Annotated in this window: 23 protein-coding genes and 1 pseudogene; 18 read left to right on the top strand and 6 right to left on the bottom strand. The window is 72.6% G+C overall.

Annotation, left to right across the window (positions count from 1 at the left end; all coding sequences use genetic code 11):
- Positions 1–227: 227 nt before the first annotated feature.
- The gene (locus CHC11_RS36215) at positions 228–809 is read right to left on the bottom strand and encodes an HhH-GPD-type base excision DNA repair protein (RefSeq protein ID WP_089316405.1); all 582 of its coding nucleotides are present in this window, start codon (positions 807–809) and stop codon (positions 228–230) included.
- A gap of 117 nt (positions 810–926) precedes the next feature.
- Here CHC11_RS36215 and CHC11_RS36210 point away from each other — a divergent pair, with 117 nt between their 5' ends.
- The 10 genes from CHC11_RS36210 (at position 927) to CHC11_RS36165 (ending at position 11,032) form a co-directional block, all read left to right on the top strand.
- A complete protein-coding gene (locus CHC11_RS36210; RefSeq protein WP_218826391.1) occupies positions 927–1,631 on the top strand; it encodes a molybdopterin-dependent oxidoreductase in 705 nt (234 codons plus the stop codon).
- Entirely contained in the window at positions 1,618–2,400 is a 783-nt protein-coding gene (locus CHC11_RS36205; protein ID WP_089316403.1) for a cytochrome b/b6 domain-containing protein, read from the top strand. Before CHC11_RS36210 ends, CHC11_RS36205 begins: the two co-directional genes overlap by 14 nt.
- A gap of 140 nt (positions 2,401–2,540) precedes the next feature.
- Positions 2,541–2,801 (top strand): hypothetical protein, encoded by a 261-nt coding sequence (locus CHC11_RS36200; RefSeq protein ID WP_143227441.1) that lies wholly within the window; start codon positions 2,541–2,543, stop codon positions 2,799–2,801.
- Between the two features lie 187 nt (positions 2,802–2,988).
- Entirely contained in the window at positions 2,989–4,527 is a 1,539-nt protein-coding gene (locus CHC11_RS36195; protein WP_089316452.1) for a hypothetical protein, read from the top strand.
- 97 nt (positions 4,528–4,624) lie between these two features.
- Complete coding sequence (locus CHC11_RS43625; RefSeq protein WP_281258422.1) at positions 4,625–6,211, top strand: SseB family protein; 1,587 nt, start codon at positions 4,625–4,627, stop codon at positions 6,209–6,211.
- 59 nt (positions 6,212–6,270) lie between these two features.
- Positions 6,271–8,412: a TY-Chap domain-containing protein gene (locus tag CHC11_RS36185; RefSeq protein WP_089316402.1), complete on the top strand. Its 2,142-nt coding sequence runs from the start codon at positions 6,271–6,273 to the stop codon at positions 8,410–8,412.
- The gene (locus CHC11_RS36180; protein ID WP_245920208.1) at positions 8,409–8,777 is read left to right on the top strand and encodes a hypothetical protein; all 369 of its coding nucleotides are present in this window, start codon (positions 8,409–8,411) and stop codon (positions 8,775–8,777) included. The genes CHC11_RS36185 and CHC11_RS36180 overlap by 4 nt, the downstream gene beginning before the upstream one ends.
- A gap of 46 nt (positions 8,778–8,823) precedes the next feature.
- Entirely contained in the window at positions 8,824–9,576 is a 753-nt protein-coding gene (locus CHC11_RS36175; RefSeq protein ID WP_089316401.1) for a LamB/YcsF family protein, read from the top strand.
- Positions 9,573–10,187 carry a 5-oxoprolinase subunit PxpB gene (gene pxpB, locus CHC11_RS36170; RefSeq protein WP_089316400.1) on the top strand — a complete coding sequence of 205 codons (615 nt, stop codon included), beginning with the start codon at positions 9,573–9,575 and terminating at the stop codon, positions 10,185–10,187. The genes CHC11_RS36175 and pxpB overlap by 4 nt, the downstream gene beginning before the upstream one ends.
- Positions 10,184–11,032: a 5-oxoprolinase subunit C family protein gene (locus tag CHC11_RS36165; RefSeq protein ID WP_089316399.1), complete on the top strand. Its 849-nt coding sequence runs from the start codon at positions 10,184–10,186 to the stop codon at positions 11,030–11,032. The genes pxpB and CHC11_RS36165 overlap by 4 nt, the downstream gene beginning before the upstream one ends.
- Positions 11,033–11,049: 17 nt before the next feature.
- Here CHC11_RS36165 and CHC11_RS36160 read toward each other — a convergent pair whose 3' ends face one another.
- Together CHC11_RS36160 and CHC11_RS36155 are read right to left on the bottom strand one after the other, a co-directional pair.
- Positions 11,050–11,745: a histidine phosphatase family protein gene (locus tag CHC11_RS36160; RefSeq protein WP_089316450.1), complete on the bottom strand. Its 696-nt coding sequence runs from the start codon at positions 11,743–11,745 to the stop codon at positions 11,050–11,052.
- A gap of 146 nt (positions 11,746–11,891) precedes the next feature.
- Positions 11,892–14,453: an AAA family ATPase gene (locus CHC11_RS36155; RefSeq protein ID WP_089316449.1), complete on the bottom strand. Its 2,562-nt coding sequence runs from the start codon at positions 14,451–14,453 to the stop codon at positions 11,892–11,894.
- 333 nt (positions 14,454–14,786) lie between these two features.
- Here CHC11_RS36155 and CHC11_RS36150 point away from each other — a divergent pair, with 333 nt between their 5' ends.
- The 4 genes from CHC11_RS36150 (at position 14,787) to CHC11_RS36135 (ending at position 18,019) form a co-directional block, all read left to right on the top strand.
- Positions 14,787–15,851: a sensor histidine kinase gene (locus tag CHC11_RS36150; RefSeq protein ID WP_143227440.1), complete on the top strand. Its 1,065-nt coding sequence runs from the start codon at positions 14,787–14,789 to the stop codon at positions 15,849–15,851.
- A gap of 5 nt (positions 15,852–15,856) precedes the next feature.
- Positions 15,857–16,462 (top strand): response regulator transcription factor, encoded by a 606-nt coding sequence (locus tag CHC11_RS36145; RefSeq protein ID WP_089316397.1) that lies wholly within the window; start codon positions 15,857–15,859, stop codon positions 16,460–16,462.
- Between the two features lie 134 nt (positions 16,463–16,596).
- The gene (locus tag CHC11_RS36140) at positions 16,597–17,316 is read left to right on the top strand and encodes a ribonuclease HII (protein WP_089316448.1); all 720 of its coding nucleotides are present in this window, start codon (positions 16,597–16,599) and stop codon (positions 17,314–17,316) included.
- A gap of 70 nt (positions 17,317–17,386) precedes the next feature.
- Positions 17,387–18,019 (top strand): HhH-GDP family DNA glycosylase, encoded by a 633-nt coding sequence (locus tag CHC11_RS36135; RefSeq protein WP_089316396.1) that lies wholly within the window; start codon positions 17,387–17,389, stop codon positions 18,017–18,019.
- Positions 18,020–18,077: 58 nt separating this feature from the next.
- Here the strand turns inward: CHC11_RS36135 and CHC11_RS43620 are convergent, their stop codons facing one another.
- Entirely contained in the window at positions 18,078–19,622 is a 1,545-nt protein-coding gene (locus CHC11_RS43620; protein ID WP_143227439.1) for a TerD family protein, read from the bottom strand.
- Positions 19,623–19,742: 120 nt separating this feature from the next.
- Positions 19,743–20,378, bottom strand: a complete 636-nt coding sequence (locus tag CHC11_RS36125; protein ID WP_089316395.1) for a TetR/AcrR family transcriptional regulator — start codon at positions 20,376–20,378, stop codon at positions 19,743–19,745.
- 119 nt (positions 20,379–20,497) lie between these two features.
- On the opposite strand from CHC11_RS36125, the gene CHC11_RS36120 reads away from it, so the two are divergent.
- Positions 20,498–21,919, top strand: a complete 1,422-nt coding sequence (locus CHC11_RS36120; RefSeq protein WP_089316394.1) for an MFS transporter — start codon at positions 20,498–20,500, stop codon at positions 21,917–21,919.
- Between the two features lie 379 nt (positions 21,920–22,298).
- Here the strand turns inward: CHC11_RS36120 and lplAB are convergent, their stop codons facing one another.
- Entirely contained in the window at positions 22,299–23,348 is a 1,050-nt protein-coding gene (gene lplAB / locus CHC11_RS36115; RefSeq protein WP_089316393.1) for a lipoate-protein ligase LplAB, read from the bottom strand.
- A gap of 253 nt (positions 23,349–23,601) precedes the next feature.
- On the opposite strand from lplAB, the pseudogene CHC11_RS36110 reads away from it, so the two are divergent.
- From CHC11_RS36110 to CHC11_RS36100, 3 genes and pseudogenes are all read left to right on the top strand, one after another.
- Positions 23,602–23,847, top strand: a pseudogene (locus tag CHC11_RS36110) (winged helix-turn-helix transcriptional regulator); the annotation flags it as partial.
- A 34-nt stretch (positions 23,848–23,881) separates the two neighbouring features.
- On the top strand, positions 23,882–24,427 hold the full coding sequence (locus CHC11_RS36105; RefSeq protein WP_245920216.1) for a carboxymuconolactone decarboxylase family protein: 546 nt from the start codon (positions 23,882–23,884) through the stop codon (positions 24,425–24,427).
- A 293-nt stretch (positions 24,428–24,720) separates the two neighbouring features.
- Positions 24,721–25,686, top strand: a complete 966-nt coding sequence (locus CHC11_RS36100) for a pirin family protein (RefSeq protein ID WP_089316391.1) — start codon at positions 24,721–24,723, stop codon at positions 25,684–25,686.
- Positions 25,687–25,693 lie beyond the last annotated feature (7 nt).

Here is a 25,693-nt window from a genome sequence, read left to right as displayed (position 1 = left end):
CAACACCGGTCGGAGTCAGGTATTCATCATCCCGATGGTTCGCCGCCTACGGAAGCCCTGCTGAACATCCTTGTCCCTTCGGCCCCGGACGAACTCGTCGGTTTCGGACACCGTCATGGAAGGGCGCGGGGTTGCCCGGCATGGACGGCAAGTAGGAGATGTTACGGCGTGCTTGGGTCACGGGGTGTCAACTCGCCCCGTTCGGCGAGTCCCCCTTGCTCCCGACCCTACTCGGCGGCCTTGGCGGCGGCCTTCGTTTCCTGCTTGAAGGCCCGCACCCTGGCGAGGGAGTCGGGGCCGGTGATGTCGGCGACGGACCGGTGCGAGCCCTCCTCACCGTAGACGCCGGCCGCCTCGCGCCAGCCGTCCGGCCGGATCCCGTACTGCTTGCCCAGCAGGGCCAGGAAGATCTGCGCCTTCTGCTTGCCGAAGCCCGGAAGGCCGTTCAGCCGCTTGTACAGCTCCTTGCCGCTGTCGACGTCCTTCCACACCTTCTCGGCGTCCCCGTCGTAGTGGTCCACGAGGTGCCGGCACAGCTGCTGGACGCGCTTGGCCATCGAACCGGGGTAGCGGTGAACGGCCGGCTTGTCCGCCAGGAGCGCCGCGAACCGCTCGGGGTCATGGGCGGCGATCTCGTGGGCGTCCAGGTCGTCCGAACCGAGCCGCTGCGCGATGGTCCAGGGGCCGGAGAACGCCCATTCCATCGGGATCTGCTGGTCGAGCAGCATGCCCACGAGAGCGGCCAGCGGGCTGCGTCCGAGCAGCTCGTCGGCCTCTGGGCGCTGTGCGAGGTGAACCTTCGTGGCCATGGCCCAAGTTTAGGGCTGCGCCCGGATCCGGTCCGGGGCGACGCCCGGATCTGTCAGAAGTCTTACGAGGTCCGCCGGGCCCTGGCGGGCCGCGTGCGGTGGTGCTCGAATAGAACGGTGAGCGAGGACGAACGGGCGGAAGGCAGCCCGGTAGGACGAAGAGTCGTCCTGGGGATGCTCGGCCTCGGCGTGGCGGGGGCCGCCGTGGGGGCATCCGTCCAGGACAGGGTGAGCCGCACCCTGGCGCCGGTCGGACCGATCGGGGACGTCCTGCCGGCCGCCGGCGGGTTCCGTTACTACTCGGTCACGTCTGGCGTGAAGCGGCACAGCGCCGCGACGCACCGGGTGACCGTTTCCGGCCTTGTCGACAAGCCGCAATCGTTTGGGATCGCCGATCTGGCCCATTTTCCGCAGACAGCGCTCGACAGGGACTTCCAGTGCGTGACGGGCTGGCGGGTGCCGGACGTGCGATGGGTCGGCGTGGCGCTGCCCGATCTGCTGGACGCGGTCGGCGTGTCCGCCCAGGCACGGGCCGTGCGGTTCACGTCGTTCGACGGCGTCTACACCGAGTCGCTGACGCTGGAGCAGGCGCGACGCCGGGACGTCCTGGTCGCGACCCAGATGGACGGCAAGCCCGTCACCCACGACCACGGCGGCCCCACGCGGCTGTATGTCGCGCCCATGTACGGGTACAAGTCGCTGAAGTGGCTCGGCGGCATCGAACTGACCGACCGGGTGAAGCCGGGCTACTGGGAGGAACTCGGTTACGACGTGGACGCCTGGGTGGGACGGTCGAACGGACGCAGCGATGCGCCGACCTGAGCCCTCGCCGGCGCGGCTCGTGCGTTTCACCCGGGCCGAACGCTCGATCCACCATGTCACCGCGCTGCTGATGCTGGTCTGCCTGCTGACCGCGGCGCTGCTGTACCTGCCGCCGCTGTCGACGCTGGTGGGCCGCCGGGAGATGGTCAGGACCGTCCATGTCTGGTGCGGGTTCGCCCTGCCCGTGCCGATCGTGCTCGGCCTGCTGTCGCGGGCGTTCCGGGCCGACCTTCGCAGGTTGAACAGGTTCGTGCCCGCGGACTGGCAGTGGCTCAGGCGCGGCGACCGCAGGGCCGTGCGGGACGGGCGCGGGGTCCTGCCCGTGGGCAAGTTCAACGCGGGCCAGAAGCTGAACGCGGCGTTCACCGCGGGCGCGATCCTCGTCATGCTCGGCACCGGCGAGATCATGACCTTCCCCGGTCCGTGGGGCGATCGGTGGCGCACGGGCTCCACCTTCGTCCACGACTGGCTCTTCCTCGCCGTCCTCGCGGTGACCGCCGGGCACCTGTGGGAGGCGCTGCGGGATCGCGAAGCGCTGACGGGGATGTTGACCGGGCGGGTGGACCGTGGCTGGGCCGCACGGCATCACGCGAGCTGGGCCGACGCCGCGGGCGGAACCCCGGACGCCGGTGGACGATCGGCCGCCGGCGGAGCGAATGCGCAGGTGGACGGGGCAGGCGCGCAGATGGGCGAGGCGACGGCCGATCCTCGGGGAACCTCCGGTGAACGAAGTCCAGATTTTGCTGAACGACCTCCCGGCACGTCTTGACTCTGCCCGCGTCTGGGCTGGAATGTGACATCGAGGCGGGGTTCTCGCTGAAGCTCCCATGCCAGGGCCGGTCCTAGGCGCGCTCCGTCTCGCCGGCGGCGTCCCGCCCGCCGGAACCCCGTGCGCGGAGGTGTGCGCTGATGCCTGCACTGGCCGATCACCGGAACGAGACACGTGACGTGCTCGCTCGACGGCTTTGCGACGAGTTCGCGTCCTTCCCCTCGGACGCGGTGCACCGGTGTGTGGCCGACGTCCAGGCCTGCATGGCCCATCTGGGTCTGGAGGCCACGCCGGACAGAGTCGAGCGGATGGCCCGGGAGCAGCTCACCGGGATCCTGAAATCGCAGCCGCCCTCTGGGCGCGCGCCCTCCGGCGGCAGCGCCGGCCGGACAGAGGGCTGAGCGGCCGGTCGCCCGCGAGTACGGCGCGACGGCGACCCATTCCGGCCTTCGGCGGTGTCCGGGCCACCGTCCCCGCCGGATCTGAGAGGCTAGAGGGGTGAGTCCCCGCAGCCGCAGCCGCTCCTCCGGGGACCCGGCCCGGGACGGCCCGAACCCCCCGGACGAGGTCTCGGCGATTTTCGACGGCATGCTCCAGCACGCCCGCGAACTGCTGGCGGTGCGCAGTCCCCTGGACGCCGAGCTCATCGTCAGCGAGATCCTCGGCGCCTGGTGGGGGCAGCGCATCCCGGACGGCGACGTGGAAGAGGTCATCGGCGAGGCCCTGGTCGGCTACGCCGGCGCCGCCGCCACGCCGGCGGCGCTGGCCCTGCTCACCGGAATCGCCTACATGGGCACCCCGCGGCAGGCGGCCAAGGCCGAACGCGCGGCGCTGCAACTGATGAGCGACGGCGTCGCCAGGCCCGGCTGGGCCGACCGCGTCGGCATGGTCGAGCCCGAGGCGTGCTTCGCGTCCCGGGACGTCTACGGCGACCAGGACTCCGTCATCTGCACCTACACCTACGGGGGCGCCGAAAGGCACGCCCTGGTCATCCTGGTCGACCGCAACAGGGCCGGGATCGTCCAGCCGCGCGGCGGCCCGTTCGCGTCCGCCGCGCGCCCGGGGCGGCCGACGGCGAGCGGGATGGTCCGGGACGCCTGGGTCTCCTCCCGAGTGGACCGGCTTCTCGACCACTGCCGCCGCGAAGGCCGCGACAACCCGCTGATGCGGTTCGAGGAACTCGACCCGCGCGACACCAAGGCGTTGCTGCAGAGCGCCCTGGATCTCACCGACGAGACAGACGACCCGCCGGTGAACGAGAACTTCGGCTCCTACCACGCGTTCGTCCGCGCGCGCGTGGACATCCTTCCGCCCGGCGGCCGCCTGCCCCAGCCTCCGGTGTACGGGCGCGACAGGCGCGCCACGATCGCGACGCGGTTCCTCGCCTCGGACGAGGCGGGGGAGCTGTCGGACATCTCCGCGGCGATCCGGTGCGTGGACCGGATCATCGACTACGGCTGCGCGCACGACTTCGGGCGGCCGCTGCGGGTCAGCCCGATCAAGTGCGAGATGTTCCTGCTCGACTGGCTGCCGCGCAAGGTCCTGCTCTCCCCGTCGGAGCAGGAGGCCGTCCCCCACGTGCTGGCCGCGTGGGTCCGCTGGGCCGGGCGGCGGACGGGGCTGCCGGAGGAGGGCGTCAGGGCGACCCTGGACGCTCTCTGGGACGCCACCGCGAAGTTCTCCGCGGCCTACCGTGATCCGGCCGCATTCGGCCTCGACCGGGGTCTGGTCGACCGGCTGCTGCCCGACGGCGACCTGGAGGCCCTCCCCCGCCGCGCCTTCGCCCTGCCGTTCCTGTCGGGCACGCACCGGCGGGCGGGGCGGCCCGGCCTCGTCGACCTGTCGGAGCTCGACCCGGCCGACCCCGGCGACCGCCGCGCCCTGCTGGAGTTCGAGCATCCGGGAGGCGACGAGGAGCACCTGGCCGCGCACGTGCGGCTCGCGGCGCTGCTGTGGGACGGCGACCCGCCGCACCTGTGGGACACCGCCCAGTCGCTGCTGGACGTCGGCTACGAACGCCATGAGATCCTGCACAGGCTCATCGACGTCCTCGACCGCTGCGGGGACGACCCGGAGGCCCTCCGGGAGGCCCTGCGTGTGCTTCGTCACGAACCCCCGCCCGACTGAACTCCTGGTTTGCGCGTCGCGCTCCCGGCGACAATCATCGGGTCCCGGGCGCGGTCTCGCGGGGGTCGGCACCGGCCCCTGGTCGTAGGGAGTGATCTTGTTGGAGTGGTCCGAGTTCGCCCGGCGGCTGGGACGTGAGCTGGCGGGTCTCGAACGGGACACGATCCTGATCGTGCGCGAACGCGACGAGAGCCGTCACTACGTCCAGGCCATGCGCGAGCCCGACCGGCTGTACGCCGAGGCCGTCAGCAACAACTTCCTCGAAGGCCCCCTCCTGCTCACCCTGGCCGACGAGGAGGTCATGAGCGAGGCGGGTTGGCGCCCGCCCGCCGACCCCGCGCCGCGCAACTGGTGGACGGAGCTGCCGGAGGCGGGCATGCCCGGCGGGATGCTGAGCGTGACCGACGCCGACTTCTCGCGCCTGGCCGACGTGATGGTCACGGCGCTCCGGGACGTCCAGGGCGTCCGGCGCCCTTCCGACCTCGTGTACGAGTCGTTCCACCGGCACGGGTCCGGCCTCATCGAACTGCTCGACTTCGGCATCGAGGTGGCCGACCCGTCGCGGGTGAGCAAGAGCCGCGCGTCCTCCGGCGGCTTCCGTCCCGGTGCCGAGCCACTGCCCGGCGCCGACCCCTTGCCCGTCGCCCCTCTGGCCGCCGATGCTCCCCCGCCGGGGACGCCGCTGCCGCTTCCGGAGCAGGCGCTGCCCGGCATGGACGCGGAACTGCTCGAACCGCGTCTTGCCGAGGCCAAGGCGAACGGCGACAACACCGCCTACTTCAAGCTCCTTGAGAACGCCGACCTGGTTCTGCCTGCGACCGCCTCCGCCGTAGAGGACCCCGACCGCGCCGAGTTCCCCACCATCACCATCGGCAGCGGCACCTATGTCACGGTGTTCACCTCGCCCGGCGCACTGGCCCGCACCGGCGACCGGCACCCCGGCCTGTACCGTCGCACCTCGTTCGCCAGGCTGGCCGCCGGCTGGCCCGATCCCGCGTGGCGCCTTGCCATCAACTGGGGGCTGCCCAGCGAGGTGCTCCTGGACTCGTCCGTCATCGGGCGGTTGCAGGGCGGCAGAGGCGGGGTCCCCGATCCCCTCCAGTACGACCCTCTGCCGAACGAGTCCAACCCGTACGGAACGGTCGACCCCAACGCGCTCTCCGGGCCGAACCCCGTCGCCGGCTCGGCTCCCCCGGTCAACGGTTCGGCGCACGGCATCCCCGCCCCGGGCGGGGCGGCTCCGGGTGGCATGCCGCCGGGTGAGGCGGCGGGCGTCCCGTACGACGACTCCCACACGGCGGTCGACCCGTTCACGGCAGCCGACCTGCGGGCGGCCCTCGACGCCGGCGGCCCCCCGCCGAGGGCTCCGGAGCCGGCCGCGGCGGCGCCTCTCGGCGCGCCGACCGACGATCCGCCGGCCGACACGCCGCCGCCCGCGAACCCGCCGGCCGGCACCCGACCGGCGGGCACCGGCCCGGCCGCCGAACCGCCGGACCGGCCGGCGCGTCACGCGCCCGCTCCCGGGCCGCGCCCCGCCGGCGTTCCGATACGGCCGCCGCACGGCACGCGCCTGTGGCGCTCGGCGGGCGAGGGCGAGCAGGTGCCGGTCGCCGTCTACGACGCCATCGGCGGCGCCTGGACACCGGTGCGGGCCGACGCGGTTCCGTCTCCCTGGACCGAGTGACGCGCCCTTCGGCTACCGTCGAGTACGGAATCCCGCCCCGCACGTGAAAGTGGATCCCAGTGGACTGGAACGACTTCGCCCAACGGCTGACACTGGAGCTTTCACGGCTGCCGGTCACGTCGTTCCTCATCGTGCAAGGTCCGAGCGGCCTTCCCTACGTCCAGGCGATGCGCTCCGAGGGGACGCTCGACGCCGAGGCCGTCGGCAGCGCGTTCCTGCCCCGCCCGCTCGCGTCGCGTCAGGAGCGGCGGCTGAGGGCGCTCGGCTGGGAGCCGCCGGACGAGGAGGACCGCAAGAACTGGTGGGACCGGCTCACCTTCCGCGAGCGCGGCGGCCGCGCCTCCTCGGAGCTGCTGGAGGCGTGCGCCCTGCTCGCCGGGCAGATGATGGGCGCGTTCCGCGACGTCTACGGGATCGAGTCCCCGCTCGAACTCGTCTACCAGGCGAGCAGGGCCGGGCCCGACGGCGGGCCCTTGGCGCTGCCCGGTCTCGGCATCGCGCTCGCCGTCCCCGAGGACGAGCGCGCCGCCCAGGTCTCGGCGCGTCCGGCACGCCCGTCCGGGTCGAGCCTGGAGGCGGCCCTGGCCGAGGCCCGCGAACGCGGTGACCAGCACGGCTACCTGGAGCTGCTCGCCCGCGCGACGCTGCACCTGCCCTCCCCCGGTGATCCGGAGAGCGGCGATCACCAGTTCGCCACGGCGCAGTTCGGCGACGGCACGTTCGTGCTCGCGTTCACCTCGCCCGAGGCCATGGACCGCTCCCTGCAGGGGCAGGCGGTCCACCACCGGCAGGCCTCGCTGGCGGAGCTGTCGCGGCGCTGGCCGCACCCGGAGTGGCAGCTCGCCGTGAACCCCGGCCTGCCGAGTGCGTGCTACCTGGACGCCAACGCGCTCCTCGAACCCGAGGAGCCCCGGACGCCCACGCCGCCGGTGCCGACCGACGTCCACGTGGCCGGCCCGTCGTCGCGCCGCCCCTCGACGCGCGCCTCCACGTCCCGGGCCGGGGGCCGCGGCGCCCCGCCCGGTGGGCGCCAGGCCCCCAGGCCGCCTGAGCGCCCGGAACCGGCGCGGCCCCGGACCGAGGCACCCTCCGCGCCGTCAGCGCCCTCACGCGCGAGCACAGCGCCGCCGGACGGTCCGTCCGCGCCTGGAGCCCGCGCGCCCGCCCAGCAACGGCCGGCTCCGCCGCAGGCACCCCCGGCTCCGCCCCAGGCACCTCCCGCTCCGCCCCAGGCACCCCCGGCTCCGCCGCGGAGACCCCCCGCTCCGCCGCGGCGTCCCGAGGTTCCCGTCGCCGGGCAGGCCCCGGCGACCAGGGAGACGCCGGTCCCCAGGGAAAGACCGGTCGCGAAGGAGCCTCCTGCGGCCCGGCAGACGCCGGTGGACCCGCAGGGCCTGCCCGCGCGGAAACCGGCCGTCCCATCGACCCCGTCCCGTGAGACGCCGAGCGACCCTCACGGGCTTCCTGTAGCGCCGCTCTACGGCCAGCGGGAGCGGGCGCGGGCCGAGACCGGGCGACCACGCACGGACCCCAGGCGACCAAACACGGATACCCGGAAGCAGAGCGTCCCGGCCGCGGCCGCGCAACCCTCGCCCGCCGACACGCAGACCCGCGCGGAGAGAACGCCCAGCATCGTCGAACGCGGGGCCCGGGCCCCGTCCGGGGCGCGGGGCACGGCGCCCCGGACGCAGGGGCCTGCTGACGCATCCCAGGTCGTGATGATGCAGAAGGCCGTGCGCCCTGAGCATGTGCAGCACTATCTGGAAGGCGGTTACGACCTGGTCGCCGGCTACGTGCACCGGCTCCAGGACGTCCAGGAGCTGAGAAGCCCCGCCGCGCTGATCCGGGCCCTGGGGCTGGTGTACGAGGGGTCGCCGTTCGCCCCGGCGGACGAGCAGATCTTCGTGATCCGCTGGCCGGCCGTGAAACCCTCCCTGTTCCGCCGCCCGCTGGGCGGCATCGACGAGTGGAGCATGGGCATCATCCCGGACGGATGGGTGATCGAGAAGGCGCCGTTCCCGGGCTCGGGGTACGCGCCGGGCGACGGGCCCGCGATCCCCGAGTTCAAGGTCGAGAGCCAGCGCCTGCCGCACGGGGCCGAGATGTACCGGCTCGACGCGCAGGGCAGGGAGTCCCTCGTGGCGGGCTACGACGCCGATCTGCGCAGGTGGCTCGTGAAACTGCCGGGAGGCCAGGGGTGACCATCCGGCACGGCTACTACGCGGGCTGGCGGGGCGCCGATTACGAGGCGAGCCCGAACGGCGACCAGGTGCGCCTCTACGCCACGCGGCTCGCGGAGGGGTTCAGGCAGGTCTCCCCGGACAGGTACGTCCAGGTGGTGCCCCTGGCGGACGTCGACCGCCTCCAGTACGTGACCACGCACTGCACGTGGCGCGGCGAGCCGTTCGTGGTCCTCGGCGAGCACGAGGGCTGGCTGCGCGTGGAGTACAGCGGCGGCAAGGTCCCGGTGGCGGAGCGGCTCGGCCTGGAGCCGTTCGACCGGGGCGTGTACCAGGCGTGGGCGTCCCGGCACGAGGTCGAGGACCTGCGCGAGGAGACCGTCTGAGCACGGGGACCGGTGGGGAGCGGGGCATGATCGGTGGTAGCGGAGGATGACGGTCATCGACGTCAACGCCGACCTCGGCGAGGGGTTCGGCGCCTGGAGGCTGGGCGACGACTCGGCCCTGCTCGACGTCATCACGAGCGCGAACGTGGCGTGCGGGTTCCACGCGGGCGATCCGCTGATCATGCGGCGGGTGTGCGCGGAGGCCGTCGAGCGCGGGGTGACGATCGGCGCGCAGGTCTCCTACCGGGACCTCGCCGGTTTCGGCCGGCGGGAGATGGACGTGGCCGCCCCGGAGCTGACCGCCGAGATCCTGTACCAGCTCGCGGCGCTGGACGGCATCGCCCGCACGGAAGGCGGACGCGTGGCGTACGTGAAGCCGCACGGCGCCCTTTACAACAGGGTCGCGCGTGACCCCGTCCAGGCGCGTGCGGTGGCCGACGCGGTGCGGGCCTACGATCCGTCGCTTCCCCTGCTCACGCTTCCGGGCTCCGCGGTGCACGACGTCGCCGACGGGCTCACCGTCGTCGCCGAGTGCTTCGCCGACCGCGCCTACACCCCGACCGGCGCTCTGGTGTCCCGCCGCGAGCCGGGGGCGGTCGTCGACGACCCCGACACGGTCGTGCGGCGCGCGGTGCGGATGGCGGTGGACGGCACCGTCGTCGCCGTGGACGGCACCGAGGTCACGTTGAGGGCCCGTTCCATCTGCGTGCACGGCGATACCCCCGGCGCGGTGGTCCTCGCCAAGTCGGTCCGGTCCGCACTGTCCGCAGCGGGCGTCGTCCTGGAATCGTTCGCGTGAAAGTGCGGCGGGTCGGCGACACCGCCCTGCTCGTGGAGACCGGGGATCTGGCGACCGCCCACCGGATGAACGCCGCCCTCCGGGACGTCCCGCTGCCCGGTGTCGTGGACGTCATTCCCGGGGAACGGACCGTCCTGGTGGTGGCGGACCATTCCGCCGACCTGAGCCGCCTGGCCGCGCGCCTCCCGCAACTGCGCCTGTCCGACGACGTGGTGAGCCACGCAGCGCCGCTGGAGATACCGGTCGTCTACGACGGTGAGGACCTCGACGAGGTCGCCTCCCTCACCGGGTTGTCGCGCGAGGAGGTCGTCCGGCGGCACTCCGCGGGGTCGTACACGGTCGCCTACCTGGGCTTCTCCCCCGGCTTCGGCTACCTGTCGGGGCTGGATCCGGCGCTGCACGTGCCCCGGCGCGAGTCACCGAGGAAGGCCGTCCCGGCCGGTTCGGTGGCGGTGGCGGGCCCGTACGCGGCCGTGTACCCGTCCCGGTCACCGGGCGGCTGGCGGCTCCTCGGGCACAGCCGCCTGCCGCTGTGGGACGTGTCGCGCGAACCGCCGTCCCTGCTCCGGCCGGGGACGCAAGTCCGGTTCGTCCCCGAGGAGCGTTCTTGATCGAGGTCGTGCGGCCCGGGCCGCTGGCGACCGTCCAGGATCTCGGCAGGCCGGGTCGAGCCCATCTCGGCGTCCCCCGGTCCGGGGCCGCGGACCAGCGCGCGTTCAGGCTGGCCAACCGCCTCGTGGGCAACCCGGAGGGCGCGGCGGGCGTTGAGTTCACCTTCGGCGGGGCGGCCCTGCGTTTCCACAGGCGCGCCTGGATCGCGGTGACCGGCGCTCCGGTGACGCTGCGCGTCGACGGCCGCGCCCAGGGGATGAACGCGCCCTGCTTCGTGGCGGCAGGTGCCGTCGTCGAATTCGGCACGCCCACGTCCGGGCTCCGCAGCTACGCCGCCGTACGGGGCGGCGTCGCCGTGGACGAAGTGCTGGGAAGCCGTTCGACCGACCTCCTGTCCGGCCTCGGGCCCGCGCCGCTCGCGCCGGGTGACCGTTTGCCGATCGGTTCGGCCACGAATCTCCAGCACATCAATGTGGACGTCGTGCCCGCGGCGGCCCTACCGGTGACCCCGATCCTGCGGATCCTGCCCGGCCCCCGTGACGACTGGTTCGCCCACGACGCGCTGGCCACGCTCACCTCCACCCCCTACGAGGTGTCGCCGGACAGCAACCGCGTGGGAGTGCGCCTGAACGGACCACCCCTCGTACGGGCGCGCGACGGCGAACTCGCCAGCGAGGGCATGGTCATCGGTTCCCTCCAGGTGCCGCCCAGCGGGCTGCCCATCATCTTCCTGGCCGACCATCCGACCACCGGCGGCTACCCGGTGGTCGCCGTGCTCGCCTCGTCCGCGGTGGCCGACGCCGCGCAGCTGCGCCCCGGGCAGAAGCTCCGTTTCCGGCTCTAGCCCAGCGTCCGGGTCGTTCAGGTCGGCGGTGCGGGGAAGGACCGGTCCAGGTGGGAGACGTCGTTGAAGCCGCGGAGCGACGACAGGCCGCCGAGCCTGACCAGCCGTGAGACCGAGCCGTTGTCCGCGCCGAGGAACGCGAACGGCCTGGCGCCGGTGGCGGCCGCGAGGGCCTGGGCGATCACCCCGCCGTGGGTGAAGACCGCGATCCGGCCGCCCGCGTGGGCCGCCGCGAGCCGGACGAGACCCTCCTCGACGCGCGCGGCGAACGCCTCGTTCTTCTCCGCCCCCGGGATGACGTCCCAACGTTCCTCGGCGAACATCCGCTGCGCCACCGGATCGTTCTCGGCGACCATCCTGCGGAAGAGGCCGCCCTCCCACTCGCCGAGATGGACCTCCCGCAGGTCCCGCTCGACCCGCGGCTCCAGCCCGAGGCGGCGGGCCAGCGGTGCGGCCGTTTCGGAGGTTCGGCGCAGAGGCGTCACGTAGACGGCGTCCAGTCGCTCGCCGGCGAGCCGCTCACCGACCCGCTCGGCCTGCTCCCGTCCTTCGGGCGCGAGCGCGGGGTCGCCGTGGCCGTCCACGAGCGGGAACGGCCGGTCGGGGCGCGCCGGCGCGGAAGCGCCGTGCCTGATGAGAAGGACTTCGGTGGCGCCGTCAGGCGCCTTGTACGGCGTCTGCCGATACTCGGTCGGCTCATCCCGCTCGTCCACGCTGGGCACCCTAGACGACCGCCCCCACCGGAAACCATCGGGGTTCGGTCGTCTCGCTCCAGACGGGACGCGGGTCAGCCCAGCAACGGGGCCAGACGGTTCAGCTCTTCCTGGAGAGGCGCGGCGGGGATGTCCCGGAGCGCGGGTCAGGCGAGGCGGTGGGACAGTTCGGCGAAGGCGTCCCGGACGTCGTCGGTGGTGAGGAGCGTCAGGTCGGCGGCGGTCGCCGCGGATCCGAGCCGTGCCGCTCGAAGCGCCCGGCACGCGCACGCCTTCTCGTACATGGAGCGGGCGAAGCGGCCGTTGCCCAGCTCGTCGATCCGGCCCGTTCCGCATGCGCGCTGGAACACGAGGGCCAGGTCGTCCAGGGCGCGCTCCTCCCACTGGTCGCCGCCTTGCTCGGCCATGAGCTGGGCGATGCGGAGCAGTTCGTCCGGCCCGTAGGACGGGAAGTCCACGCGCACGTCGAACCGGGAGGCGAGCCCAGGGTTGGAGGCCAGGAACCGGGTCATGTCGGCGTCGTATCCGGCCAGGATGACGACGAGGCGGTCGCGGTCGTCCTCGGCCCGCTTGAGCAGCGTCTGCACCGCCTCCGCCCCGAACGCGTCGCCGCCCGAGTAGCCGGAGTTGCTCAGCGCGTACGCCTCGTCGACGAACAGGACGCCCCCGAGGGCGGAGTCGACGGCCTTGTTCGTCTTCAGCGCCGTCGCGCCGAGGTGCTCGCCGACGAGGTCGGCGCGCTGGGCCTCGACCACCTCCGGGCGGGCGAGCAGCCCGAACGCGGCGAAGATGCGGCCGAGGACCCGCGCGACGGTGGTCTTGCCGGTGCCCGGCGGCCCCGTGAACACGAAGTGGCGGGTCGGGGGGCGGGTGACCAGTCCCTGCTCCTGCCGCATCCGGGCCACCTGCAACTGGGCGGCGATCTCGCGGACCTGCCGCTTCACCGGCTCCAACCCGATCATCGCGTCGAGGGAGCCGAGCGCCTCGTCCAGGGTCGGGGTCTCGGCGTAGCCGCGGAACCGCTCGGTGACCTCGGCGAAGGCGGTCTCCACGTCCTCGGCGCGTACGGTGACCAGGTCTTCGGCGGTGGGTCTGGCCGGTGCGCCCGACGACGAGACGGCTTCGACCACGCGCACGTCCCGCGCGCGCGCCGCCGCCTCGGCCAGCGACCTGACGAACCGGCCGTTGCCCAGGTCGTCGATGATGCCGCGCCGTTCGACCTCTTCGAAGCGGGCGGCGAGCCGCCTGCGGGCCTCCACGTCGAGCCGGTCCTCGCGCAGGGCGGTGTGGTAGTCGGCGATCTGCAGCAGCTCCGAGGGCCGGTACGACGGGAAGAGCACACGCGTGCCGAACCGGGAGGCCAGCCCAGGGTTGGAGTCGAGGAACTCCGCCATCTGGGTCTCGTACCCCGCAAGGATGATGACCAGGTTGTCTCGGTCGTCCTCGGCTCGCTTGAGCAACGTCTGGACGGCCTCGTCGCCGAACCGGTCGGGCTGCCCTTCCGCTGAGTTGACCAGGCTGTACGCCTCGTCGATGAACAGGACCCCGCCCAGGGCCGAGTCGACGAGGCGGTTGGTCTTGATGGCCGTCGCCCCCAGGAACTCACCGACGAGATCCGCGCGGTGGGCCTCGACCAGGGCGGGTTCGGGCAGCAGCCCGAACGCGTAGAAGATCTTGGCCAGCACGCGGGCGACGGTGGTCTTGCCCGTGCCGGACGGCCCGACGAACACGAAGTGCCGCATGGGCTTCTCGGTGGGCACCCCGGCGGCGGCGCGCATGTGCGCGGCCTCGATGGACGCGGCGATGGAGCGGACCTGCCGCTTGACCGGTTCCAGCCCGATCATGTTCTCCAGTTCCGCGAGCGCGTCCGCCACGGAGATGTCCGGCGACTCCGTACGGCGCTCGGGCGGCGCCTGGCGCTCGGGGGCGGCGCCGGAATCGGCGGCCTGCGCTGCGGCGCGCTGGTCGTGCACCGCCTGCGCGGCGGTGCCGGCGGCCCCGTCCTCTCCGGAACCGCGCCGGTCGGGCCTGCTCGGCCTGTCCGTCCGGTCACGCTTTTCCGGCCCGGAGGAGCTCTTACGCGGCCCTGCCATGGCGTCCCCCTTAGGGCTCGCCTGCTCCTGCACCCAACCCGTTTCGTAGGCCTCCGCCGGAACGGCTCGCCTTGCGCGGTCCCACCGGTAAGCGAGGACCGCCAGTGCCGCCAGCCAGCCCGGCGTAACGCTGGCCTCTGGCAGCGGGTGGGCGCACGCGGCCGTCGCCACACCCGCGGCGGCCAGCCCCAGGAGCGTCGTGCGCCACGGTGCGTATCCACGCAGACGGAAGGCGAGGAATGCGACGGGCACGGCGAGCAGGGCGAGAAGCAGCGACGGGTTCAGATAGGGCGGACTCCCCTCGCCCGGGTAGAGCCTGCCGAGAGGCACCGATAGGGCCAGCCAGGCCAGGATGACCGCTACTACGGCCATGCCCGTGGGCGAGCGCAGTGTCAGGTGGACGACGACAAGCAGAATCACCGTGAACGCGGCCGCGCCGAGAATCGGCCCGTCCAGGAGGACCGTCGCCACCAGCACGAGCGCGACGAGCAGCACCGCCCCCAGGAACCTCAGCCCGGGAGTGACCTGGAAGTAGCGCCATCTCAGGCGCTCGAAAAGATCCCGCGCCGCGGCGTTCTTCGCCGGGCGGGAGCGAGACCTGCCGAACAAAGCCATCAAGAGCGAGTAAAGCGCAGGACCGCCCGGAACGGGACTACCCGCGCCCGGTTCGTTGACTCACATCGAGCCTGCCTGGTGCGGAGCAGAGCCCAGGCCGCACCTGAGAGCAGGACATTCGTCCTGTCCAGAAGTAGATGTTCAGCTCTGCTCCCGGCATGGGCGGTCCGCGTACCGTGGCCCCGTGAACGAGGAGAACGTCACGTGATCCCCTGGAGAGGCACCCCGATTCGGCGTGTCCCAGCCTTGGACTTGAAGCTGTTGGACCGTAATGGTCCAGGTGGCCAGGCGTTCGTGTTCTGGCTCGTCATCCTTGTGTTTCCGGTCTGGGACATGGTCAAGGGCCGGGCCCATCCGCTGTGGCTCGCGATTCCGGTACTGGCCGCCTTCGCCCTCCTGCATCTCGCCGTCGTCCGCACCGCGTTCGACGGGCGCCACCCGATACGGCTGCCGATCTTTCTGCTGGTCGCCCAGGCGGGAGTCACGTTCGCTGCCGCACTTGCCTTCCAGGGGCGGTGGTACACGCTGTTCCCCCTCCTCGGCCTCGCCGCCGGCGTCGTCGTGGGGCATCTCCCCAGCAGGTCGGGCCGTCCGGAGGTGCCCCTGTTCGCCGGCGTCGGCGGCGTCTCGTCGCTGAGCGTCCTGGCGGGCCTGCTGGGCGGCGAGGACGGCGGCGCCCTCGCCGCCAACTGGTACGGGACCGTGACGGCGGGGGTCGTGACCGCGGTCATCCTGCGGCTGTTCACCGCGATCGGGCTGCTGCGCGACGCCCGGGAGGAACTCGCCGAGGCCGCCGTGGCACGCGAGCGGCTCCGGTTCTCCCGCGACCTGCACGACCTGCTCGGCCACACGCTGTCGCTGATGGTGGTCAAGGCGCAGGCCGTCCGGCGCGTCGCCGAACGCGACCCCGCGGTTGCCGCCGAGCAGGCCGCCGACATCGAGACCGTCGGGCGCAAGGCCCTGGAGGAGGTCCGCCAGGCGGTCAGCGGCTACCGCGGCCGCGGGCTGGCCGACGAGCTGGACGCCGCCAGGACGGCGCTGGCCGACTGCGGCGTGGACGTCTCCGTCCGGCGCACGGGGCCGCCACTGGCGCCCCGGCCGGACGCCCTGCTCGGCTGGGCCGTGCGTGAAGGGGTCACGAACGTCATCCGGCACAGCGGCGCCGGACGGTGCGAGATCACCGTCCGCAACGGCGGGGACAGTGCCGTCCTGGAGGTGAAGGACGACGGGGCCGGGAGGAGCGGGCAGGGCGGATCCGGGGGCCACGGCCTGCGCGGTCTCACCGAGCGGATGGAGGTGGTCGCCGGCACCGTCCAGGCGGGCCCCGCTCCCGACGGCGGCTTCCTGCTCACCGTCACCGTCCCCGTCACGGCGACCGCGGACGCCGGTGGACGATGAGTGCCGTGATCAGAATTCTGCTCGCCGAGGACCAGGGCATGATGCGCGGCGCGCTCGCGCTGCTGCTCGGCCTGGAGGAGGACATCGAGGTCGTCGCCCAGGTCGGCGACGGCGCGCGGGTCCTGCCCGAGGCACTGCGGACGGAACCGGACATCGCCGTGCTCGACATCGAGATGCCCGGCCGCAGCGGCCTGGACGTGGCCGCCGACCTGCGCCGGGAACTGCCCGCATGCAAGATCCTGATCATCACCACGTTCGGACGCCCCGGATACCTGCGCCGCGCCATGGAGGCGGGCGCCAGCGGGTTCCTGGTCAAGGACGGCCCCATCGAGGGCCTGGTCGCCGCCCTGCGCCGCATCCTGGCCGGGGAGCAGGTCGTCGACGGCGCGCTGGCCACCGCCGCCCTGTCGGTGGGCCCGAACCCGCTGACCGGACGGGAACGGGACGTGCTGAGCGCCGCGGCCGACGGATCGACCGTCGCCGACATCGCCGGGCGCCTGCGTCTGTCGGAGAGCACCGTCCGCAACTACCTGTCCGCCGCCATCGGCAAGACGGGGGCGCGCAACCGCATCGAGGCGGTGGGAACCGCACGCCACAACGGCTGGCTGTGACCTGCCTGCGGGCGCGCGGGACGGCGCGCCCCTACGATCGGTGGCGCAGGCCGTTCGCGCTCTAAGGAGACCCCTTGACCGACTCCACCGGCGCCCTCCCCGGGCTGGTCCCCTCCCCCGCCGCCGCCGCGAAGGTGACGCGGGCGGCGGGCTACGAGATCGAGGAGGAGCTGCGGGCCGCGCCGTCCGGGAGCGGCCGCCCGGTCGCGATCGCGGGAGTGGACGAGGTCGGGCGCGGCGCATGGGCGGGCCCCGTCGTGGTGTGCGCGGCGGTGACGGATCTGAGCCCGCCGCCGGTACTGCCTGGACGCGGGAAGAAGACGGTCGCGCTGACCGACTCCAAGCTCCTCACGCATGCGCATCGCGAGGCGTTCGCGGAAATCCTCCCTGGCTGGCTGGCCGGGCACGCCATGGGCGCGTCCAGTCCGGAAGAGATCGACGAGCTGGGCATGACCGTCGCGCTGAGGCGCGCCGCCGTCCGCGCGTTGGAGTCGCTGCCCGTCCAGCCCGATGTGGTCATCCTCGACGGCAAGCACGATTTCCTCAGCCGTCCCTGGCGCGTCCGGTGCGAGATCAAGGCCGACCAGAGGTCGGTCACCGTCGCGGCCGCGTCCGTCCTGGCGAAGGTCCATCGGGACCGGCTCATGGCGGATCTGGACGGCGCGTTCCCCGGCTACGGGTTCGCCGACAGTGCCGGATACCCCTCACCCGTCCATCAGAAGGCTCTGGAGGAGCACGGGCCTACGCCGCACCACAGACTGTCTTGGTCGTACCTGGACGACCTCCCACGCTGGCGGCACATGAAGAAGCACCGGGACCCACTCGCCGGTGAAGGGCAGCTCAGCTTGCTGTGACCCCCTGTGAGCCGCGCATGAGTCATCCCTGATGGCTCGGGTAGAGCGGCGGACACGGGAGGTGGATGCCATGGATGCCGTCGTCAAGAAGCTGCTGCGGGAATCCGGCGGGACGTTCGCCGAGGAGGCCGGCATAACTTTGAAGGACCAGCCGGCCGCACTGTTCAAGCTGCTCGTCCTGGCCGACCTGCTGAGCGCCCGCATCTCCTCGGACATCGCCCTCGCCGCGGCCCGCGAGCTGTTCGAGGCAGGGGGCGGCACGGCACGCGGCATGGGCAGACTCACCTGGCAGGAACGCGTCGACGCGCTCGGCAGGGGCCACTACGTCCGCTACGACGAGAGCACCGCGTCCCGCCTGGGCGGCGTGGCGGAGATCGTCCAGGACAGGTACAAGGGCGATCTGAGGCGGCTCGCCATCGAAGCCGGACGCGACCCCAAGAAGGCTGCGGAGCTGCTGCGGGAGTTCCCCGGTATCGGCCCTACCGGAGTGGACATCTTCTGCCGCGAGGCGCAGGCCATCTGGCCCTGGCTCCGCCCCTACGTCGACGGGCAGGTGAAGAAGGGCGCCGAGCGGCTCGGCCTGCCCAGCGACGCCGGGAAGCTCGCCTCGCAGGTGCAGGAGAAGGACCTGGCACGGCTCACCGCGGCGCTCGTCAGGGTGGCCCGGGACAAGAAGTTCGCCGACCATCTGAAGGCCGCGTGAGCCCCGCACGCACGCGTCATCTCCGGACGGCGGCCTCGTCCACCAGCTTGCGGGGCGCTCAGTCCTTGCCGCGCGAGGCGACCCACTCCAGGTTCCAGCCGTACGCCTCGTCGACCGACATCTTGCCCCAGCGCGGACGGCCGGGCGGCGGCATGACGTACCGGCCCTCACGGCGGACGACCAGCTCACCGTTCACGTTCTCGATGAGCGCCAGGACCGCGTCACGGGAGGCGTCCATGCAGTCGTTCATGTGCATCTCGATCGGCGGCGCGCCCACCGGGAACAGCGTGGCGATCGCGTCCATGCCCCGGAAGTCGTCCGCGCCTTCGTAGATCTCCGCGAACACCAGGATCCGCTTGAAGTCCGCCGTGTGGTCGAGGTTGATGTGGAGGTTCTCCCCCGACTCGATCGCGCCGGTGCGGTCGTCCTTGTCGAGCTTGATGAACGGCGCGCGGTCCAGCGCGCCCATGTCGCCGAGAGCGTGGATGATGCCCTTCCGGCCGTCCTTCAGCTCCCACAGGCAGCACAGGTCCAGATCGAGGTCGACGCCGCGGCGGCGCTTGCCGAGCCGTCCCTTGGCGGCGCCCTCGCGCGCCGTCCAGTTGAGGTTGACGCGCATGTGGCCGCCCGTCGCTCCGTGCTTGGTGAGCGACACCGACGGCGCGTTCTTCGTCAGGGAGATCTTGCCGCCCTGCTGCTGCGGCGGCGGCGCGGCACCGGCAGGAGGCGGGGGGGCGTACTGCCCGGGCGGCGGCTGGTGCTGGCCGGCAGGCGGGGCGTACGGGTCCGCCGGCGGCTGGTACTGGCCGGGGGGCGGCGGAGGCGCGTACTGCCCGGGCGGGGGCGGGTACTGACCGGGGGGCGGGGTGTACTGGCCTGGCGGAGGCGCGTACTGCCCGCCGACCGGCGGGGGCGGGGGCGCGTACTGCCCGCCAGGGGGCGGCGGAGGCATGTACTGGCCGCCAGGGGGCGCGTACTGCTCCTGCGGCGCGGGAGGCGCCTGGGGAGGCGGGGGCGGGGCCTGCGGCTGCGGGGGTGCGGGCGGCGGCTGCGGAGGCGCTGGAGGCGCCGCCTGGCCGGGGTCGTCGACGCTGATGCCGAAGTCGGTGGCCAGCCCGGCGAGCCCGGTGTCGTAGCCCTGGCCGATCGCACGGAACTTCCACGCGCCCTGCCTGCGGTAGAGCTCGCCGAACACGAACGCCGTCTCGGTTGTGGCCCCCTGGCTTTCGAAGCGGGCGATCTCCGCCCCCGCCGCGGCGTCCACCACGCGCACGTAGAGCCCCTGGAACTTGGAGAACGTCCCACCGTCCGAGGATGCGGCGATGACTATCTTGTCGATGGCGGGCTCGACCCGGTTCAGGTCGACCGCCAGGACGTCAAGGACGGTCGGCCCCTGCTGCTTGCCCTCGTGCCTGACCGCGCCCGAACCGTGCACGGGCTGGTTGTAGAAGACGAAGTCGTCGTCCGACCGAACCCGGCCGGTCTCCGCCAGCAGGAGCGCCGAGGCGTCCGCGTCGGGCACGCCGGGGCCGCCCTGCCACCCGAGTTCGACCCGCACCGAAGGAACCGGAACCGCCGTGTTGGCGCCCTTCTGCATCGACATGAACGCTCCTCGTCATCGACCGACTGTCACCAACCTACGGGCAGCCGCCCGGGCCCCGCGACCTGCCACGAGAGGAGGACGCACGGCGACCCCGGGGAGTTCCGTTTCGCTCGCGCTGCCTCACCCGGACGCGTCGGTGGGCGGCGCGCCCGGCAGCGGCGCGGGTTCGGGCGTGCGCAGACCGTCCAGGACGATCCGCAGATTGCGGTCCCGCTGCCGGTCACCCGCCTGAAGACCCACCGTGTGGTCGCCGGTGGAGACGGACACCAGCAGAAACGCGACGTCCTGCCACGTGATGTCCGCGCGCATGGCACCGGCACCCTGCGCCCGCTCCACGAGAAGGCGGATGCGCTTGCGCAGTTCCGCGCGCGCGTGGTCGATGCCGCCGCCCAGCGCGTAGTTGATGTCGCACAGTTCGTTGCGAAGCCGGCTGTAGGACACGGCGAAGTCGCTGAAGCCCTCCCAGGGGTCGGGATCGGCGAGCCCCTCGTCGCCCTTGGCCACGATCTCGCCGAGCACCTCGGCGAGGACCGCCTCGAGCAGCGTCTCCAGCGTGCTGACGCGCCGGTAGAACGTCCCGACGCCCACCCCGGCGCGGCGCGCGATCTCGTGGGCCGTGACCTCGCCGCCGATCTCGCCGGCCGCCTCGCGCGCCGCCGCGACGAGCCGTTCCACGTTGCGCCGGGCGTCGGCCCGCGGGCGGCGGCCCGTGCCGTCGTCCAGCAGCCGGTCCACGGCGCTCCTGGTACCGCTCATGAACCGGATTCTAGCCACAAACGGACAGTTCTGGTCCGATTTAAATGGACAGCTCGCGTCCGGTTGCGCTAGCTTCTGCGAAGCGGACGCGACCCGTCCGCTTGACGAAGGGACTGATCATGGCAGCCGGACACGGAGGCTCCCCCGCCATGAAGATCACCGCACTCGCCGCGGGCTTCGTGATGGCGAGCGTGGACGCCACGGTCATGCAGATCGCCGGGGCGACCGTCCAGGAGCGCCTGCACGCCCCGCTGAGCCGCCTCACCTGGGCCGTCGACGGTTATGTGCTGACATTCGCGGCCCTGCTGATGCTGGCGGGCGGTCTCGCCGGGCGGTTCGGAGCCCGGCGGGTCTACCTGTGGGGAATGGCGGTGTTCCTCACCGCCTCGCTGGCCGCCGCGCTCGCCCCCGCGATCGAGGTCCTCATCGCGGCCCGGCTCGTCCAGGGCGCGGGCGCCGCGCTGTTCATGCCGAGCTCGCTCGCGCTGCTGGTCGACGCGTTCCCGGACCCGCGGCGCCGCACGCGCGTGCTCGGCCTGTGGTCGGCGATCGTGTCGTCCTCGATCGCGTTCGGCCCGACGGCCGGCGGCGTCTTGGTGAGCACGCTCGGCTGGCGCAGCATCTTCCTGCTCAACGTGCCGTTCGCGCTCGCGGGCATCGTGCTGGCCCGCCGCCACATCGCCCCCGTCCCCGGCCGCCCCGCGCCACTCGCCCTCCCCGGCCACGCCGCATCGGCCTCCGGCCTCGGCGCCCTGAGCTTCGCCCTGATCGAAGGACCGCACCGCGGCTGGACCTCCCTCCCGGTCCTCACCGCGGTCGCCGTGGCGCTGGGCGCCACCGCCCTCCTTCTCCTGAGAGAGCGCCGCGCCCCCGCCACCGTGATGCCGTGGGCCCTGTTCCGCGGCCCGCGGTTCACCGGCGCCAACACCGTGGGCTTCCTGTTCAACGCCGCCTTCTACGGAACGCTCTTCCTGGTCGGCCTGTACTTCCAGCACGGCGCGGGCGCCGGCCCGCTCCGGGCGGGTCTGATGGTCCTCCCGATGACCGTCTTCATCCCGCTGAGCAACCTGGCCTTCTCGCACCTGTCCGCCCGCGTCAAGGCCGGCCCCCTGCTGACCGCCTCCCTCCTCCTGGCGGCCGCAGCCTCGTTCGCACTGACCGCGATCACTCCGTCCAGCCCCTACTGGCCGGTCGCCGCGGCCCTGGCGGCGACCGGCATCGCGGGCGGCATCGTCTCCCCCGCCATGACGGCCGTCATGGTCGACGCCGCGGGCCCTGGCAACGGCAGTGTCGCCGGCTCCGTCCTCAACACGGGCCGCCAGATAGGCACGCTCATCGGCATCGCGGTCATCGGCGCCGTCCTGGGCGCGTCCGCCAACTGGACGGCCAGCGCGACCATCGCGTTCTCGCTGATCGGAGCCGCCTACCTCACCGCGGCCCTAGCAGCCTGGCGCCTGATAGGCCGCCCCGACCGAACCAACCAGCACGAACAACACCCCACCCCAGAACCCGCCTCCTGTTCCCACCCCCAAACCGCCTGACACCACCGCACGACACCACACGCGCACAAACAAAAGGCCGCAAGCGCGGGCGAACAGCGCCCCACACCCGGGCGAAGAGACACCACGCACACGGGTGAAGTAAGGCCCCGGCAGGGCAGGCGATGAAAGGGCGCCACGCGCAGACAAAGTGAGGCTCCACACGCGGGACGAGGAGAAGGATCCACACACGGGCGACGTAGGCCCTGGCAAGCGGACAAGTTGGGGCTCCACGCGGGACGAGGAGAAGGGCCCGCACGGGCGAAGAGACCCCCCTCATCCGAGTTAGGGCCTGGCGGGCGGGCGAAGGGAGGCCGGGGGGGTGGGAGGGGGACGCGGAGAACGCAGTCGGTGTCGGTCGCGGGAGAGGCCGTTGTGCCGGTCAGGGGATGCGGGCGGTCCAGGCGGGGGTGGTGAACTTGTCGGTCACGTACTTGTCGGCGAGGCGTCGTTCGTCCTCGGTCACGCTGTCGTCGGAGAGGCCGTAGCGGCCGCGGAAATGGGCGATCATGCGATCGATGATCTCCTCGCGGGGCAGGCCGGTCTGGCGGCGGAGCGGGTCCACGCGCTTGACCGCGCTGGCGATGCCCTTGTCGGAGATCTTCTCCCGGCCGATGCGGAGCACCTTCAGCATCTTGTCGGCGTCGATGTCGTAGGCCATGGTCACGTGGTGCAGCACGGCGCCGGCGGCGAGCCGTTTCTGCGCCGCTCCGGCGATCTTGCCGTGGTCGGAGGTGATGTCGTTCAGCGGCTGGTACCAGGTTCTGATCCCGAGTTCGCCCAGCGCGCCCAGCACCCAGTCGTCGAGGAAGGCGTAGCTCTCGGCGAAGGACATCCCCACCACCAGGCTCTCCGGCGCGTAGAGCGAGTAGGTGATGGTGTTGCCCGGCTCGATGAACATCGCGCCGCCGCCGCTGATCCGGCGGACCACGTCCACGCCGTGGCGCTCGGCCTCGGCGGCGTCGACCTCGTTGCGCAGCGACTGGAAGCTGCCGATGACCACCGCCGGCGACGCCCACTCCCACACCCGCAGCGTCGGCGGGCGCCGTCCCGTCCCGACCTCCTCGGCGAGCACCTGGTCGAGGGCCATGTGCAGTGCGGGGTCCTGCGGGGGCTCATGGATGAGCCGCCAGTCGTGCTCGCGCCAGTCGGACGCGCGCGCGACGGCCCGCCGTACCGCGATCCCCACGGCCTCGGCGGTGATGCCGAGCATCACCGTGTCCCGCGGAAGTCCCGCCTGGACGCGGGCCCCGATCGCCCGGGCGTCGAGCCCGGCCGGCAACCCGTCCAGGGCCGCGTTGATCGCTTCGAGGGCGTCATCCGGCTCCAGGAAGAAGTCGCCGCTGATCCTCGGGCCGCGCAGCAGACCGTCCACGACGTCGACATCGGCGACTACCAGCTTGCCGCCGGGGACCTTGTACTCACCGTGCATCACGTATGTGTGAACCCCGCGGCCCCGCACTGGATTCCGCCGGGTGCGGGAACACGGTGCGGCGGTGGGCGGCCGCTGCGGCTAGTGTTCCGGAAACCCGACCCCAGGAGGGGGCATGCCCAGACCGGGAAGGCCGGTGCGCGGCTCGTCCGGGGGCCGCCCGCTGATGGCGGCCCTGGACCTCTTCGGGCGCCGCTGGACATTGCGCATCGTCTGGGAGTTGTAGGACCGGCCTCTCGGCTTCCGCACCCTCCAGCAGCGCTGCGACGCCATGTCCTCCAGCGTCCTGCGGCAGCGGCTCCTCGAACTGATCGACGCGGGCCTCGTCCACCAGACGCCCGAGAACCTGTACGCCCTGACCGAGCTCGGCCGGGATGCCCGCGAGGCGCTCCGCCCGCTGTCGCGATGGTCCGACCGGTGGGCCGCGGCGCTCGACGAGGGCCCGGCTGACACCGCACCCCCTTGTGCTTCTGTTCTCGAAGCATCAGACTGCTTCTAAATTCGAATCACTCCCGGAGGCCGCCGTGCCGCGTATGGCGCCGCTCGATCCCCCGTACACCCCCGAAACCGCCGCCGCCCTGGCCAGATGGATGCCACCGGAGGTCGCGCACGACCCGCTGGTGCTGTTCCGCACCCTGCACCGGAACCCCGAGCTGGCGTCCCGCATGCGCGTGCTCGGCGCCGGACTGCTCGCCCACGGCCGCCTGCCCGCCCGGGACCGCGAGATCATCATCGACCGGACCTGCGCCCGCACCGGTTGCGAGTACGAGTGGGGCGTCCACGCCGCGACGTTCGGCGAGGCCGCCGGGCTCAGTCGCGAGCAGCTCCAGGCGACCGTGTCCGGCGACGGCGCCCCCTGGTCACCGAAAGAGCGCCTCCTGATGAGCGCGGCCGACGAACTCCACGACTCGGCGTGCATGTCCCGCCGAACCTGGACCGCCCTCACCGAGCACTATGACGAGCAGCAACTACTCGAACTCCTGGTGCTCGCCGGCTGGTACCGCACCATCAGCCAACTGATCAACACTTTGGAGATCGACAACGAACCCTGGGCCCCCTCCTTCCCCGCCTCGCCGTGACGCCCCGCCCGGCACCCGAGCAAGGCCCGGGCTCGGTCACGGTCCCGCGCACTGGCGCGTCCGCACGGCCCGGCAGGTCGTTTCGACCCGCCGCCTGAGTTCGGCGACATCGGCCCCATCGCCCCTCGCGGGCACCTGCCATCTCGTCCTGCCAACGCCCCGCATCGCGGCATTGCCCCGGGCCCGGTCGCGTCCCCGCTCGCCGGCGTGGTCACGTGGCTCCTGGCGGGGCGGTTCGGTGGATCGGGTGGGGGGCATTGTTGAATGGCGGCGCCGCGGGGAGGGTGGTCTGGGTGAGCAATCTCGACGTCAAGCCGAAGCCGGTCGAGTGCGGGGGGCGGGAGGGCGTTCCGGGAGGGCCGGTCCATGAGCTGCTTCCGCCCCGGCGAGTTCCGCTCGGTGAGAGCACGGTCGTCCGGCGGCTGCTGCCCAGCCTGGGTCGGCGGATGGTCGGCGCCTGGTGCTTCGTCGACCATTACGGGCCGGACGACATCACCGACGAGCCCGGCATGCAGGTGCCGCCGCATCCGCACATCGGCCTGCAGACGGTGAGCTGGCTGCACGGCGGCGAGGTGCTCCACCGCGACAGCCTGGGCAGTCTGCAGACCGTGCGGCCAAGGGAACTCGGGCTGATGACGTCCGGACGGGCCATCTCGCACTCGGAGGAGTCGCCGCGCGGGCACGGCCCCGTCCTGCACGGGGCCCAACTCTGGGTGGCGCTGCCCGATTCGGACAGGAACACGAACCCGGCGTTCGAGCACCACGCCGACCTGCCCGTCGTCGACGGCCCGGGTTTCAGCGCCACCGTGATCCTCGGGGAACTGGACGGGGCCGCGTCGCCCGGCACGGTCTTCACGCCCATCGTCGGGGCGGACATCGCCCTGGCCGACGGCGCCGACGTGCGCCTGCCCGTGGAACCGGACTTCGAGTACGCCGCGCTCACGATGTCCGGCGTCACGGAGATCGACGGCATGCGCGTGGACCCCGGCTCGATGCTGTACCTGGGATCCGGCCGCCGCGAACTGCCCCTGAAGGCCGACGGCGGGAGCGGGCTCCTGCTGCTGGGCGGCGAACCGTTCGAGGAGACGCTCGTCATGTGGTGGAACTTCGTCGCCCGGACGGGAGAAGAGATCGCCCGCGCCCGGGAGGACTGGATGGGAGGCGACCGCTTCGGCACCGTGCGCGGCTACGACGGCTCCCCCATCCCAGCACCCGCCATGCCCGCGACACGACTGAAACCACGGGGCCGGACTCGCTGAACGGCCA

Origin of the sequence: Actinomadura mexicana (assembly GCF_900188105.1) — a bacterium.
Classification (GTDB): Bacteria; Actinomycetota; Actinomycetes; order Streptosporangiales; family Streptosporangiaceae; genus Spirillospora; species Spirillospora mexicana.
The sequence above is the reverse complement of the archived record's forward strand: the minus strand, read 5'-3'. Positions and strand labels throughout refer to the sequence as shown.